Origin of the sequence: Microbacterium sp. BWR-S6Y (genome assembly GCF_041379845.1) — a bacterium.
In the GTDB taxonomy this organism is placed as follows: domain Bacteria; phylum Actinomycetota; class Actinomycetes; order Actinomycetales; family Microbacteriaceae; genus Microbacterium; species Microbacterium hydrothermale.
Map to the genome: position 1 here is coordinate 351,129 of NZ_JBFECV010000004.1, position 14,005 is coordinate 365,133.

Here is a 14,005-nt window from a genome sequence, read left to right on the forward strand (position 1 = left end):
ACCCGGCGTCGGGCGGCGCGCAACCGCCCCGCGCGCGACTGTCGTCGCCGTTAGCGTGAAACCACCGAGGGAAGGAACCGACCATGTCCGATGTCACCCGCGCCACCCCCGAACGCCGCGTCCTGTCGAGCTTCACCGATTACACGGGCGCCCAGGCGGCCGTCGACCGCCTCTCCGACGCCGGCTTCCCCGTCGAGCACACCGCCATCGTCGGGCACGGCGTGCGGATCGTCGAACAGGTCACCGGCCGGATGACCCGCGGGCGGGCGGCACTGCTCGGAGCGGCGTCGGGCGCGTGGTTCGGCCTCATGATCGGGGTGCTCATCGGGCTGCTGAGCGTCGGCGGGTTCCTCGGGTTCGTGCTGCTGGGCGTCGTCCTCGGTGCGGTCTGGGGAGCGGTCTTCGGCTTCGCCGGGCACGCGTTCACCGGCGGCCGCCGCGACTTCTCGTCCGTGCAGGGTTTCGAGGCGGAGCGGTGGGACGTGACGGTGGATGCCGAGCACTTCTCGCGCGCCCAGTCGCTGCTGTCGTCGGGTGCGGCGGGGGAAGCGCGGGGCTGAGGGCGTCCGCGGGGCTGGGAAGCACGGGGGCCGGTGGCCGGTCCCGGGGCGTCGTCCGCGGCGCCGGGGCCACGATTGCGCGCGGTGAACCCGCCGGCCTGAACGTGGGCCGGGGCCGTTGTCGGAGGCCCCGCCTAGACTTGACCCCGCCATGACCGATGCCTCCACGCCCCTCATCGTCGGCGGTCCCGCGCCGTCGGACGCCCGCCCCGACGCCGACCTCCTGCAGGGCCTGAACGGCCCCCAGCGCGAGGCCGTCACCTATCGCGGGCAGGCGCTGCTGATCGTCGCGGGCGCGGGATCGGGCAAGACGAGCGTGCTCACCCGCCGTATCGCCTCTCTGCTGCGCACGCGCGAGGCGTATCCGAGCCAGATCCTCGCGATCACCTTCACCAACAAGGCCGCCGGCGAGATGCGCGAGCGCGTGCACCAGCTGATCGGGCAGAAGGCCGACGGCATGTGGATCTCGACGTTCCACTCGGCGTGCGTGCGCATCCTGCGGCGCGAGGCCGAGCAGTTCGGCTTCACCAAGTCGTTCACCATCTACGACTCCGGCGACTCGCGTGCGCTCATCAAGCGCCTCGTGAAAGAGCACGAGGGCGACTCGTTCGGTCTCACCCCCGCGGGCACGCAGAGCCGCATCTCGAAGCTCAAGAACGAGCTGGCGGATGCCGAGTCCTACGCCCGCTCCGCGAACATGAGCGACCCCGCCGAGCGCGTGTTCGTCGAGATCTTCGGGTCCTACCAGCGCGAGCTGCAGCGGGCCAACGCCTTCGACTTCGACGACCTCATCGCGCAGACGGTCTACCTGTTCCGGGCGTTCCCGCAGGTCGCCGACCGCTACCGCAAGCGGTTCCGGCACATCCTGGTCGACGAGTACCAAGACACCAACCACGCCCAGTACGCGCTGATCCACGAGCTCACGCGCCCTGCGGGGTCGGACGCCGAGCCGTTCTCGTCCGGCGGCATGATGATCTTCGACGCCGAGCCAGCGGGTGAAGACGCGGCGTCCCTCACCGTCGTCGGCGATTCCGACCAGTCGATCTACGCGTTCCGCGGCGCCGACATCCGCAACATCAGCGAGTTCGAGCGCGACTATCCGGGCGCGAAGGTCGTGCTGCTCGAGCAGAACTACCGCTCGACGCAGAACATCCTGTCGGCGGCCAACGCCGTCATCGCGAACAACTTCGACCGCAAAGACAAGAAGCTCTGGACCGACGTCGGGGCGGGCGACCCCATCATCGGCTTCACCGGCTACTCGCAGCACGACGAGGCGCAGTTCGTCGCCGACGAGATCGAGGCCCTGCACAAGAAGGGCGTCGACTACTCCGGCGTCGCCGTCTTCTACCGCACCAACTCGCAGTCCCGAGCGCTCGAGGAGATCTTCATCCGCTCCGCCGTGCCCTACAAGATCATGGGCGGCACCAAGTTCTACGAGCGCGCCGAGATCAAAGACGCCCTCGCCTACCTCGTCGCCGTCGCCAACCCCGCCGATTCGATGGCGCTGCGTCGCATCCTCAACCGCCCCCGCCGCGGTATCGGCGACGTCACCGAGACGGCCATCGCGCGGTACGCCGCCGAGCACGACATCACCTTCCGCGACGCCCTCGCCAACTCCGCGCAGCTCGGCGTCGGCCCCAAGCTGCAGAAGGCCATCGACCAGCTCGACGCCGTGCTCACCGAGGCCACGGCGGTCATGCTCCCGGCATCGGGAGAGCTCGCCCCCTCCACCTCGGTCACCGAGGGGCTCACCCTGCTGCTCAACAAGAGCGGGTACTTCGACGCGCTGCGCGCGAGCAAAGACCCGCAAGACGAAGCGCGCCTCGAGAACCTCGACGAGCTCGTGGCGGTGACCCGCGAATTCGCGCGCAACAACCCCGAGGGCACGATCATTGACTTCCTCACCGAGGTCACCCTCGTGGCGGATGCCGACGACCTCGACGACGCATCGGGCTCGGTGTCGCTCATGACCCTGCACACCGCGAAGGGGCTCGAGTACGACGCTGTCTTCCTCACCGGCGTCGAAGAAGACCTACTTCCACACCGCATCTCGGCGAACGAGCCCGGCGGCCCGCAGGAGGAGCGCCGGTTGTTCTACGTCGGCATCACGCGCGCCCGCAAGCGTCTGCACATCTCGCTCGCGATGACCCGCGCGCAGTTCGGCGAGGTGACGGTGGCGATGCCGAGCCGGTTCCTGCAAGAGATCCCCGCCGACCTCATCGACTGGCGCCAGTCGCCCGGCGATGTCAACGGTCGCGGAGGCTCGCAGTCGCGCGCCCTCAACGCGCGCGGTCGTCGGCCGGGCCAGACCGGCGGTGGCAATCGGTACGGCGACGACCTCGTGCCTCTGCCCAAGCGCGCGCCGGCGGATCCGAGCAAGTTCCCGAACCGCATCCCCGCGAAGGTGCGCGACAACGGCGACATGGTCCTGGCCGCGGGCGATCGCATCCGGCACGACGACTTCGGCGAGGGCCGCGTGGATGCCGTGACCGGCGAGGGCGCGAAGCGCGTGGCGCACGTGCGCTTCGACACGGTGGGTCCGAAGAAGCTCCTGGTGAAGATCGCGCCGATCGCGAAGGTGTGACGCGGCGGAGCTGGCCGTGGGTTCGGGGCGTGTTCTCGTGTCCGGGGCGTGAGCTTCCCGCCCCGGAGTGAGGAATGCGCCCCGAACCGCCGCGGACGTGCACCCGCGGCCGCTCGAATCGCCGCACCCGTGCTCGCACCCGCACCCACCCGCGCCCGACCCCTCCCGCACACCCCCTCCCGCACCTGAACCCGTGCTCGCGCCCGCGCCCCGACCCTCACGGCTAGGCTGAACCAATGGCTCTCTTCTCGCGCCGCAAGAAGTCCGACGACCGCCCCGACTCCGCGATCGAACCGGGCGAACAGCCGGTCGATCCCTCCGGCCCGAGCGACGCCGCTCCTGCCGCCGACACCACTCCCGAGGCTCCCGCCGAGGCCGCGCCCGCCGTCGGCATCTCGATGTCGTCGTTCCGCGGCGTCGGCGCCGCGCCGGAACCCGCCCCGACGCTGACCAACGCACCGCCGGTCGCCGCGCGCCCCTCGGCCCGTCAGCCCGGGCCGATGGAGGCCCCCGAGGCTCCCGAGACTGTCCAGGGCCTGCGCGACAACGCGCTGCTGGGCAACGCTCTCGCCGAGATCTCGGGCCAGCCGGAGCCGGCGCAGCTGCTCAACGTCGCTCGTCAGCTCCTGCAGGGCCACGTGTTCCTGCGGGTGAAGGGCGACGCGCGGGCGCTGCTCGCGGAGGGCAAGGACCTCCCGCTCGCCGTCGCCAACCGCGGTGACGAACAGCTCGTCCTCGCGTACAGCGGTGGGCTCGCCCTGCGCGCGAGCGTCGAAGCCGACGGCGACCACGACACCTCCGCGATGGGGCAGCCGGTCATGGCGCTGCTGCGTCACGTGCTCGGCGGCCCCTACGCGGGCATCGTGCTCGACCCGGCCTCGGGTGACAACCGCGCGGTGCTGCCGAAGGCGCTGCTGGAACGCATGGTCGCCGAGGTCGACCCCGAACTGCGCATCAAGACCGCGCTGTGCGAGACCCGCACCGACGAGACGGTCTCGACGGTGGTCGACGCCATCGTGGCCGAGGCGCCGATGTGGATCGCAGTGAACCGCACCGAAGAGGGCGGACCGATCGGCGTCGCCGAGTCGCGCTCGGCGGCGGGCGAACGCTTTCTCGAGGTGTTCACGCACCCGCTCGAGCTCCTCGCGCTCGGTCGCGGCGACCAGCCGTTGCCCATCTCGCGCGCCCAGCTGTCGAAGGCTCTGGCCAGCGACCCCGCGCTCACCGGCATCCTGATCGATCCGGCCGGCCCCTGGATCCGCCTCACGCGTGCGGAGCTCGCGCCCGTGATCGATCTCGCTGAGAAGGACGCCGCCGCCGCCGACGCCTGAACCACGAGAACAGCGGGCCGTCCCTCTCGGGGCGGCCCGCTGTCGTGTCAGGGTTCCGGATGCCGAGGGGTCGAGCCCTCACACCCCATAGAGCTCGCCGACGGGAACCGCCACGGGCAGCACGTTCCCGGCGGGAGCGAGGGGGCACGCCCACATGGGGTCATAGGCGCACGACGGGTTGTAGGCGAAGTTGAAATCGATCACGAGGCTGTCGGGGGCGGAACCGCGTCCGAGATCCGCACCCTTGATGGTGTCGAGCAGGTAGCGTCCGCCGCCGTAGGTGCCGCCCGGCCGGCCGGCGGCCGCATCGCGCACGGGCACGAAGAGACCGCCGCCGTACGACGTCAAGCGCCAGACGTCGAGAGATCCGGTGTCGGGAAGCTCGACGCGGCCGATGCGTTCGAAGCCGACCTCGCCGTCCGTCCCGGTGGTGGCGACGAACGACGCCTCCTCGGCGTCGAGCAGAGGCACCTCGAAGCGCCACGCCGCGTCGTAGGGGGCGAGGGGTAAGCCCACGAACCCCTCCCGCTGCTCCGGAAGCAGCGGCGTCGCGGGATGGTCGGCGAAGAGCGCATCGCGCTCGATCCGCCAGAGCTCGTGGGCGTCTTCGGGGTCGTCGGCCTCGCGAACGGCGTCGTAGAGCGCGAACACGCGGCGGCGCCAGTCGGCGATGTCGAGGGCGGTGCGGGCGGCGGCGGTCGTCATGTGTCGAGCGTAGGCCGGAGGTGGAGGCGTCGGCCCGGGGTGGACAGGCGCGCGGCGTGACTCCTCATGTGCGCGCGGGCGGCGCGAAGCGGCGAACCGCCGGGCACAGGGACGTGCTTGGTGGCCCCGGCGCCATGCGCGACGCCCCGCGCGGTCGCGGGTGCCTGCGTGTTCGGACCTCGGCGTTACGTGCGACGCCCCGCGGCGCGAGCGGCGACCGCCGTCGCGCAACGGGCAGACACGACGGCACGGGAGCGTTAGCGTCGGCACATGGCATCCCCTCGCATCACTCTGACCGTGCCGGGACCCGACGGCGATCGCGAGGTGGGCATCTCGAACCCCGATCGGGTGCTCTGGCCCGAGGTGGGGATCACGAAACGCGAGCTGGCCGAGTACCTCGTCGCGGTGGGCGATCCGTTCATCGCCGCGAACGGGCACCGGCCCGTTTCGCTCGAGCGCTTCCCCGAGGGCGTCGGCGGCGAGGCCTTCTTCTCGAAGAACCCGCCGAAGGGGGCTCCCGACTTCGTCGAGGCCGTGACCGTGACGTACAACAGCGGGCGGCGGCATCCCCAGCTCTTCCTCGGCGAGATCGCGTCGGCGGTGTGGGCGGCGCAGATGAACACGATCGTGTTCCACCCGTGGGCCTCGCTCGCGAGCGATCCCGATCACCCGGTCGAACTGCGCATCGACCTCGATCCCCAGCCCGGCACCGGGATCGCTGAGGCGGTCACGGCCGCCCACGAACTGCGCGTCGTCCTGCGCGAGGCGGGGCTCGAGCCGTGGATCAAGACGAGCGGCAACCGCGGTCTGCACGTGTTCTGCCCGATCGAGCCGACGCACGAGTTCCTCGACGTGCGGCATGCGGTCATCGCTGCGGCGCGCGAGCTGGAACGACGGATGCCGGATGCCGTGACGACGAGCTGGTGGAAGGAGGAGCGGGGCGAGCGCATCTTCGTCGACTTCAACCAGGCCAATCGCGATCGCACGATGGCCGGAGCGTATTCGCCGCGCGCGCTGCCCACCGCGACCGTGTCGACCCCGGTCGCCTGGGACGAGCTCGACGGACTCGACCCGCTCGCGTTCACGGTGCGCTCCGTGCCGGAGCGGTTGGCATCCGTCGGCGATCCGTGGGCCGGATTCGCGGAGAAGCCCGGGCGCATCGACACGCTGCTGCAGTGGTGGCAGCGCGACGTCGAGAACGGGCTGGGGGAGTTGCCGTTCCCGCCGGAGTTCCCGAAGATGCCGGGGGAGCCGCCGCGCGTGCAGCCCTCGCGCGCGAAGAACCCGGGGCAGTGACGGCGGCACAGCACGAACGACGGCGGAGAACAGGAGATCGCTCCAGGACAGGATGGAAAGAGAGATCGGCGCCCTGATCTCGGCCGATCTCCTGTTCTCGCGTGTGCCGACCCGTGGAGCGGATGCCGGCGACACCGCGGCCGCGCGACCGGCGCGCTTCCCGTCACCGTGCGTCGCCCGCGACCGGAGCGCGTGTCGCCGATGTCGCCAGGTCCGCCTCAGCCGCCGGTGGCCAACGCGTCGCCCGCCGCACTGCGGTAGTACAGCACCGCGCGGCCGTACCGGGCGCGGTTGAGCAGCCCCGCGCGTTCCATCACGCGGACCTGCTGGTTGATCGCGGACGTCGAGACCCCGAATCGGAGGGCGAGATCGGTCGAGGATGCCGGCTCGCCCAGCGCCGCGAGAAGAGCCGCGCGCGTGCGCCCCAGCAGGTCGGAGACGGCGTCCTCCTCCGGCTGGGTGCTGCGCGACCACATCGCGCCCTGCCCGCGCGCGGGGTACATCACCGTCGGCGGCAGATCGTCGTCGATGGGGGTCGAGACGCGCACGGTGAACATCGACGGCACGAGGGTGAGCCCCTCGCCGAGCACGGGCCGGCGGCGGATCTCGGGGTTCCACAGGCGCACGTCGAGGTGGTGGCCGTCGTAGCGGGCGGCATCCGAGAGTCCGTTGAGCACGCTGCCCATCCCCGATTGCGCGGCGATCCGCCCGCGATAGGCGATGTCGGCCCGCAGCACCGCGCTCATCCGCGCCCAGTGCGGGGCGAAGCAGAGCTCCCAGGCGGTGGCGAGGGCGCGCTGAAGGCGGGCCACGACGACGTCGTGCCGACCGCGGAGCGCCGGCGGCACCTCGCCGTGGACGCGTTCGAGGTCGGCGACGAAACGGGCGCGGGGGATCCGTCCGAGCGTGACCAGCTCGTCGTCGAGCGAGGTGAGCGGCGAGGACGGCCGGGGGTTGACGAAATCGGCCGTCCACTTGCGGTCGTTCACGAGGGCGAGCAGCACGTCGAGGTCGAGCAGGGGGCGCACCGAGGCGATGCGGTCCAGCCACGGCCGCTGCAGCGGGAAGCCCTCGGGTTGGGAGAGAGCGCGCAAGCCGAGACCGAGCTCCGACAGGGGGGAGATGCCGAAGCGGATCGCCGAGATGTCGGCGGCCTCGAGCTCGTATCGGATCATGAAGCCCCACGCTACATCGATGGAAAGCGGGTTCCGCTCCTGGATCAATGGAGGGGTGACCAGCACGATCCCCACCGTCCCCCTGAGAACCCTCGTGCAGACGGATCGGACACTGCGCCGCCTGCTCACGGTCACCCTCGTCGACACCCTCGGTCGAGGGGCGTTCTTCACCCTGACGACGCTGTACCTGACGCTCATCGTGGGGCTCGAGCCCGTCACGGTCGGCATCGGACTGACCATCGCCGGCGCGGTGGGCGTGGCCAGCTCGCTCGTGTTCGGCCATCTCTCCGATCGCTTCAGCGCGCGGCGGATGCTCGTCATCCTGCACGTCGTGCAGGGGGCGGCGCTGATCGGCTACCTCTTCGTGCGCGATCTGCCGACGCTGGTGATCGTCGCCTCGCTCGTGCTCCTGGCGCAGCAGGGCGGGGGCAGCGTGCGCTCCGCGGTCGTCGGACGCGCGTTCCGCGGCGAGGACCGCGTGCGCATCCGCGCCACGATGCGCACCGTGACGAACGTGGGGATCGGCGTCGGCACTGCGGTCGCCGCGATCCCGCTCGCCCTCGGCACACCGTTCGCGTTCCACCTGACGATGTCGATCGCGGGCTCGCTCTTCCTGCTGTCGGCGGTGCTCGTGACCGGCCTCGACCCGCAGCGGGTTGACCTCCGTCGACAGGACCCGGATGCCGACACCGTCGACCCCGCGAGCGTCGCGGTGCGCAGCCCCTACCGCGACCCGCGCTTCCTGTGGTTGACGGCTCTCATGGGCGTCTTCGGCATCCAGTTCGGGGTCTTCGAGATCGGAGTCCCGCTGTGGGTCGTCGCTCACACGATCGCCGCCGACGTCGTCGTGAGCCCCCTGCTGCTGGTGAACACCGTGGTCGTGGTCCTGCTGCAGGTGCGCATGAGCCGCGGCACCGGCACCTTCGCCGGAGCGGGACGCGCGATGACCCGCGCCGGATGGCTCATGGTCGGCGCGTGCCTGCTGTGGGCCGCGGCGGGATGGATCGGCGGGGAGGGCTGGGGGCCCGCGACGGCGGTGGTCGTCGTGCTGTTCGCCGCGGCCGTCGTCCACTCGCTCGCCGAGATCAGCTCGAGCGCGGCCGGGTGGAGCCTCAGCTTCGACCTCGCGCCGCAGGAGCGCATGGGCAGTTATCAGGGCGTGTACGGCACCGGGTACGCGGTCGGCGCGATGATCGCCCCCGCCGTCGTGACGCTCACGGCGATCGACCTCGGCACCGCGGGGTGGGCGATCCTCGCGGCGATGTTCGCCGTCGCCGCAGCCGGCGTCGTGCTGATCGCCCGCCGGGCGGATGCCGCGGAGGTCCGCTGAGCGGCCTCCGGCGTCGCGAGGACAGGGGATTCGTCGAGAACAGGACGCGGGCGACCTGATCGTCCTGTTCTCGCCGCATCTCCTGTTCTGGTGGCGCGGCGGTGCGCGGGCGAGGGCGGCGCGTGACCGGTCGAGCCCGAGATCCCGCGGGCGCGCGACCGAGCGGCCCGCACCGCGCACGGGCTCGCCGGGGAGTCCGTGCAGGACGGCGTCAGTCCCGGACGGCCTCAGTACCGGACGGCCTCAGTCCAGGACGTCACCCAGGTCGTAGGAGCTCACGCTGTCGAGCTGCGCGAAGGTGCACGAGCGGGCGTCGCGGTCGGGGCGCCAGCGGTCGAACTGCACGGTGTGGCGGAAGCGCATGCCCTCGAGCTGGTCGTAGCGCACCTCGAGCACGCGCTCGGGGCGCAGGCGCACGAACGACACATCTTTAGAAGCCGAGAAGCGCGAGCGGTCGGTCTCGCCGGTGACCGCCGCGCCGTCGGCGTCGCGCTCGACGAGGGGCGCGAGCTCGTCGATCAGCTCGCGGCGGCGCTTGTCGGTGAAGGCGGAGGCCCCTCCGACCCCGTGCAGATGACCGTCGTCGTCGTACAGGCCGAGCAGGAGAGAGCCGACACCCTCGCCGGACTTGTGGATGCGGTAGCCCAGCAGCACGACGTCGGCGGTGCGCGCGTGCTTGATCTTGAACATCGTGCGCTTGTTCGGCGCGTAGGGCTGCGCGAGCGGTTTGGCGATCACCCCGTCGAGACCGGCACCCTCGAACTCGGCCAGCCAACGACGGGCGAGGTCGGGATCGTCGGTCGTGCGCGTGACGTGCACGGGGCGGGGGACGTCGCCGAGCAGGTCGACGAGCTGCGCGCGGCGCTCGGCGAACGCCTCGCCCTGCAGGTCGCGCTCGCCGCGGGCGAGGAGGTCGAACGCGATGAACATCGCGGGGGTCTCTTCGGCGAGCAGGTTCACCCGGGAGGCCGCCGGGTGGATGCGCTGCGACAGCGATTCCCAGTCCAGTCGCTGCGCTCCCGGCTCGCCCCGGGCGACGACGACCTCGCCGTCGAGGAGGCACGGCTCGGGGAGGAGCTGGGCGAACGCCTCCACCAGTTCGGGGAAGTACCGCGTGAGCGGCTTCGCGCCGCGACTGCCGATCTCGACATCCGTTCCGTCCCACGACACGAGGGCCCGGAAACCGTCCCACTTCGGTTCGTAGCTGAACCCGCCCGCCACCTTCGCGTGGTCGGGAACCTCGGGGACCGACTTCGCCAGCATCGGCGCGGGGATGTCGTACGGCACGAGCGTCAGCTCTCGTCGCCCGCGAGCGGGACGGGGTTCTTGCGCTTCTTGCGACGCGCCCACTCGGCGGGCTTGTCGGGGCCGTTCCACACCGTGATGATGCCCCACACGACAGCGGTGAGCGGCACGGCGAGGAGGGTGCCCAGGATGCCGCCGATCGCGGTTCCGCCGGCGAGGACGACCAGCACGACGAACGAGTGCAGCTTCATCGAGCGCCCCATGAGGACGGGCTGCAGGAAGTTGCCCTCGAGCTGGTTCACGAGAACGACGATGCCGACCACGATGAGGGCGACGACCCACCCGTTCGTGACGAGCGCGACGAGGGCCGCGAGGATGCCGGCGGTCACCGCGCCCACGATGGGGATGAAGGCCAACAGGAAGACGAGGACCGCGAGGGGCAGCGCGAGGGGAACCTGCAGGATCGCCAGGCCGATGCCGATGCCGATCGCGTCGACGGCGGCCACCGAGGCCGTGCCGCGGACGTACGAGCCGAGGACGGTGATGGTCTTGTCGCCGATGCGGCGGGCGCGTTCGTAGTCGGAGCCGTGGAACGGGCGCAGCACGAACTCCCACATGCGCGGGCCGTCTTTGAGGAAGAAGAACAGGATGACGACCATGAGCACGAAGCCGGTGACGAACGAGGCGACCGCGCTGACGCCGGCGAGGGCCCCGTTGCCGAACTGCGCGCTGGTGACGAAGTCGCCGATGGCCTGGACGGCCTGATCGACCTGGTCGGGAGAGATCGCGAAGGGCAGCGTGTGGTACCAGTCCTGGGCCTTCTGGAACCCCTCGACGGCCTGCGCGCTGAGCGTGTCCCACTGGTTGATCACGGCGTTGACGACGAGCCAGCCGAGGGCGGCGAGCACGACGACCACCGCGAGCAGGGTGAGGACGGTCGCGAGGACGGCGGGTACGCCCTTGCGGCGCATCCACATCGTGACCGGGCCGAACGCCGACGCGAAGATCAGGGCCAGGATCAGCGGGATGATGACCAGCGTCACCTGACGGATGCCCCAGATGATGCCGGCGACGAGCGCGACCACGGCGATGATCTGCACCGCGCGGACGGCGAGACGCCCGAACCCGTCGGCCCACAGGCTGCGCGGCGGCGGCTGCACCGCCTCGGCGACGGCTTCGACCGCGCGACGTGGAGCGGGATGGCGAGAGAAGAGGCCCATGCGACGACGTTAGCGGGAGGGGCCGACATCGCCCGCGGCGCTTGCGCGGCCCCGGGCTGCCGGTTAGGACGCCGACGCGCCGACCGCCCCCGCCTCGACCCCCGCGCCCGCGTCCGTCAGGACCCGACTCCGCGTCTCGACCCCCGCGCAGACCAGAACCCGGCCCCGTCTGCCGCGACCCGGCCCCGGCGCCCGCGCGGGGCCGGGGCCGTGGCATCCGGATTCAGACGAACGCGCTCATCCCGGTGATGTCGCGACCGAGCAGGAGGGCCTGCACGCTCTCCGTGCCCTCGTAGGTGTGAATGGCCTCGATGTCGGCCATGTGCTGCATGACGCCGTTCTCGAGCAGGATGCCGTTGCCGCCGAGCAGGTCGCGGGCGATCGCGGCGATCCGCCGCGCCGCGCGCGTGTTGTGGTACTTCGCGAGCGAGGCCTGGGTGGGGCGCAGTCCGCCCGACGACTCGAGGTCGGCGAGGCGGCGGCAGTAGAGCTGCATGGCGGTGAGTTCGTCGAGCATCTGGGCGAGGCGTTCCTGCACCATCTGGAACTTCGCGAGGGGCTTTCCGAACTGCATGCGCTCAGTGGCATACGTCCGCGCGATCTCGTAGCAGGCGGTCGCGTGGCCGAGTGCCGACCAGGCCACACCCGAGCGCGTGGCGAAGAGGACGACGGACGCGTCCTTGAAGGTGTGGGTGCCCGGCAGCACGGCATCCGCGGGAAGACGCACGTCGTCCATCGCGATGTGGGCCTGGTGGATGCCGCGCAGCGACACCTTGCCGGTGATGACGGTGCCGGTGTAGCCCGGGGTGTCCTGCTCGACCAGGAAGCAGCGCACGGTGCCGTGGTCGTCCGCCCCGTCGTCCTCGACGCGGGCCCAGACGAACGTGATGCCGCCGGAGGCGCCGTTGCCGATCCACTTCTTGGTGCCGCTGAGCGACCAGCCGTCCGCGGTGCGCGTGGCGGTGGTTTCGAGCGACACCGAGTCGGAGCCGTGGTCGGGCTCGGTCAGGGCGAAGGCGCCGAGCACGGTTCCGTCGGCGAGCGGCTTGAGCCAGCGCTGCTGCTGCTCGGGGGAGCCGTAGAACGCCAGCGTGCGCAGAGCGAGGCCGCCCTGCACGGCCAGCGCCGTGGCGAGGGAGCCGTCGTGGCGCGAGATCTCCATGTTGACCAGTCCCGCGGCCAGGGGAGAGGTGTGCGGCAGATCGGGGTGCTCGATGCCGTCGGTGAAGAGTTCGAGCTCGCCCATGCGTCGCACGAGATCGATCGGATACGTCGCGGCATCCCACTCGCCCTGCATACGCGTGCCGACCTCGTCGGCGAACGCCTTCGCGGCGTCCCACACGGCGCGGTCGGCGTCGGGGATGTCGGCGAAGACGGCGTAGTAGTCGGTGTCGCGGCGGCCCAGCAGATCGTAGTGGGCGACGCGCTCTCCGGGGAGCGTGCGGGCATCGGCGTCGATGGTCATGGTTCCGAGTATCGCGCATGTTGGGACTCGGTGTCACGCCGCGGGTCGTCTTCGCGGCGAACGCTCGGGGTCGAGCGAGGGCACGGGAGCTGCGGGTCCCTCGAGACGTCACCCGGCTGACGACTCGGCGTCAGGCTGCTGCCGAGAAGTCAGCGAGATGCGGTCTCGCGGCCCACGCCCTGCTCGACGTCTCAGTCGCCGAGCGACGCGCGCAGGCGCCGCGTCACCTCGGCGGCGGGCATGCGGCGGGGGAACGCCGCCACGATGAGGTCGTCTCCGGCGGCGTCGCTGCCGTCGGGGTGCACGCCGTACCGGCGCAGCACGTCGTCGAGGGCGCGGCGGAGGACGGATGCCGGCACGCGGGCGCCGCGCATCAGCCGACGCAGCACGTGATTGTGCACCGCCGTCACCAGGGCGGCGAAGCCGACGGCATCCAGGGGGTCCAGGCCCGGGAGCGCTTCGCGCAGGTACTCGTCGAAGAGCCGTTCGTAGCGGAACACCGTCACGATCTCGCGATCGCGCAGGTCGGGGATCTCGCGCACGACGACGTAACGCCGCCGCGCCAGCTCGGGGTCGGCGGCGAAGTGCCGGAACACCCGCACCGACGCCTCGCACACCGCGGCCCACGGATCGTCGTGCGGCTGCGACAGATACGCCCGCGTCTCGGCGAGCAGCACCTCGTGATCGGCGAAGACGACGTCTTCTTTGCCGCCGAACTGCCGGAAGAACGTCGAGCGCGACACTCCCGCCGCCTGGGCGATCTGCTCCACCGACGTCTGGTCGTAGCCGTGCGCGACGAAGAGGTCGATCGCGGCGGCGACGACGGCCGTGCGGCTGGGCGGGGCAGGGGTGTCGCTCACGGGACGAGCCTAGGCGGGGGAGTCGCCGCGGCGCGACGCACGGTCGCGGGCCGCGAATTCATCGCGCACGGCTTTACGGACGAGGCCGTAGACGGCGTACAGGAAGACCGCGGCGACGGTCACGAGCAAGACGAGCGAGGTGAGCGGGTCCATCGCCCCACGCTGTCACGGATCGCGCCCCGCGCACACCCCGGAGGGCGGGTAACCGAAACCGCCGCCGGGGGCAAGCGGATG

The 14,005-nt window shown here is 71.4% G+C and carries 12 protein-coding genes; 5 read left to right on the forward strand and 7 right to left on the reverse strand.

Annotated features, from left to right (window positions below; all coding sequences use genetic code 11):
* Positions 1-83 precede the first annotated feature (83 nt).
* The 3 genes from AB1K56_RS11175 to AB1K56_RS11185 all read left to right on the forward strand — a co-directional run bounded on the left by AB1K56_RS11175 (position 84) and on the right by AB1K56_RS11185 (position 4,475).
* Entirely contained in the window at positions 84-560 is a 477-nt protein-coding gene (locus AB1K56_RS11175) for a general stress protein (RefSeq protein WP_371205686.1), read from the forward strand.
* 151 nt (positions 561-711) lie between these two features.
* Entirely contained in the window at positions 712-3,144 is a 2,433-nt protein-coding gene (locus AB1K56_RS11180; RefSeq protein WP_136587153.1) for an ATP-dependent helicase, read from the forward strand.
* Between the two features lie 236 nt (positions 3,145-3,380).
* Positions 3,381-4,475 carry an SseB family protein gene (locus AB1K56_RS11185; RefSeq protein ID WP_371205687.1) on the forward strand — a complete coding sequence of 365 codons (1,095 nt, stop codon included), beginning with the start codon at positions 3,381-3,383 and terminating at the stop codon, positions 4,473-4,475.
* 78 nt (positions 4,476-4,553) lie between these two features.
* On the opposite strand, the gene AB1K56_RS11190 is transcribed toward AB1K56_RS11185, so the two are convergent.
* Positions 4,554-5,180 carry a DUF1684 domain-containing protein gene (locus AB1K56_RS11190; protein WP_371205688.1) on the reverse strand — a complete coding sequence of 209 codons (627 nt, stop codon included), beginning with the start codon at positions 5,178-5,180 and terminating at the stop codon, positions 4,554-4,556.
* A 270-nt stretch (positions 5,181-5,450) separates the two neighbouring features.
* Between AB1K56_RS11190 and ligD the strand changes: the two genes are divergently transcribed.
* Entirely contained in the window at positions 5,451-6,476 is a 1,026-nt protein-coding gene (gene ligD, locus AB1K56_RS11195; RefSeq protein ID WP_371205689.1) for a non-homologous end-joining DNA ligase, read from the forward strand.
* Between the two features lie 218 nt (positions 6,477-6,694).
* Here ligD and AB1K56_RS11200 read toward each other — a convergent pair whose 3' ends face one another.
* Positions 6,695-7,651, reverse strand: coding sequence for a DUF5937 family protein (locus AB1K56_RS11200; RefSeq protein ID WP_371205690.1), 957 nt, complete (start codon positions 7,649-7,651; stop codon positions 6,695-6,697).
* Between the two features lie 55 nt (positions 7,652-7,706).
* On the opposite strand from AB1K56_RS11200, the gene AB1K56_RS11205 reads away from it, so the two are divergent.
* Positions 7,707-8,981, forward strand: coding sequence for an MFS transporter (locus AB1K56_RS11205; RefSeq protein ID WP_371205691.1), 1,275 nt, complete (start codon positions 7,707-7,709; stop codon positions 8,979-8,981).
* Between the two features lie 243 nt (positions 8,982-9,224).
* On the opposite strand, the gene AB1K56_RS11210 is transcribed toward AB1K56_RS11205, so the two are convergent.
* The 5 genes from AB1K56_RS11210 to AB1K56_RS11230 all read right to left on the reverse strand — a co-directional run bounded on the left by AB1K56_RS11210 (position 9,225) and on the right by AB1K56_RS11230 (position 13,924).
* Positions 9,225-10,268 (reverse strand): ATP-dependent DNA ligase, encoded by a 1,044-nt coding sequence (locus AB1K56_RS11210; protein ID WP_371205692.1) that lies wholly within the window; start codon positions 10,266-10,268, stop codon positions 9,225-9,227.
* A 5-nt stretch (positions 10,269-10,273) separates the two neighbouring features.
* A complete protein-coding gene (locus AB1K56_RS11215) occupies positions 10,274-11,446 on the reverse strand; it encodes an AI-2E family transporter (protein WP_371205693.1) in 1,173 nt (390 codons plus the stop codon).
* 223 nt (positions 11,447-11,669) lie between these two features.
* Positions 11,670-12,911 carry an acyl-CoA dehydrogenase family protein gene (locus AB1K56_RS11220; RefSeq protein WP_371205694.1) on the reverse strand — a complete coding sequence of 414 codons (1,242 nt, stop codon included), beginning with the start codon at positions 12,909-12,911 and terminating at the stop codon, positions 11,670-11,672.
* Positions 12,912-13,102: 191 nt separating this feature from the next.
* Entirely contained in the window at positions 13,103-13,771 is a 669-nt protein-coding gene (locus tag AB1K56_RS11225) for a TetR/AcrR family transcriptional regulator (RefSeq protein ID WP_136587145.1), read from the reverse strand.
* Positions 13,772-13,780: 9 nt separating this feature from the next.
* Positions 13,781-13,924, reverse strand: a complete 144-nt coding sequence (locus tag AB1K56_RS11230) for a hypothetical protein (RefSeq protein WP_264630087.1) — start codon at positions 13,922-13,924, stop codon at positions 13,781-13,783.
* Positions 13,925-14,005 lie beyond the last annotated feature (81 nt).

Coding starts and splice junctions, on each gene's coding strand:
- AB1K56_RS11175 (WP_371205686.1), top strand. CDS start 84: ATGTCCGATGTCACCCGCGCCACCCCCGAACGCCGCGTCCTGTCGAGC.
- AB1K56_RS11180 (WP_136587153.1), top strand. CDS start 712: ATGACCGATGCCTCCACGCCCCTCATCGTCGGCGGTCCCGCGCCGTCG.
- AB1K56_RS11185 (WP_371205687.1), top strand. CDS start 3,381: ATGGCTCTCTTCTCGCGCCGCAAGAAGTCCGACGACCGCCCCGACTCC.
- AB1K56_RS11190 (WP_371205688.1), bottom strand. CDS start 5,180: ATGACGACCGCCGCCGCCCGCACCGCCCTCGACATCGCCGACTGGCGC.
- ligD (WP_371205689.1), top strand. CDS start 5,451: ATGGCATCCCCTCGCATCACTCTGACCGTGCCGGGACCCGACGGCGAT.
- AB1K56_RS11200 (WP_371205690.1), bottom strand. CDS start 7,651: ATGATCCGATACGAGCTCGAGGCCGCCGACATCTCGGCGATCCGCTTC.
- AB1K56_RS11215 (WP_371205693.1), bottom strand. CDS start 11,446: ATGGGCCTCTTCTCTCGCCATCCCGCTCCACGTCGCGCGGTCGAAGCC.
- AB1K56_RS11220 (WP_371205694.1), bottom strand. CDS start 12,911: ATGACCATCGACGCCGATGCCCGCACGCTCCCCGGAGAGCGCGTCGCC.
- AB1K56_RS11230 (WP_264630087.1), bottom strand. CDS start 13,924: ATGGACCCGCTCACCTCGCTCGTCTTGCTCGTGACCGTCGCCGCGGTC.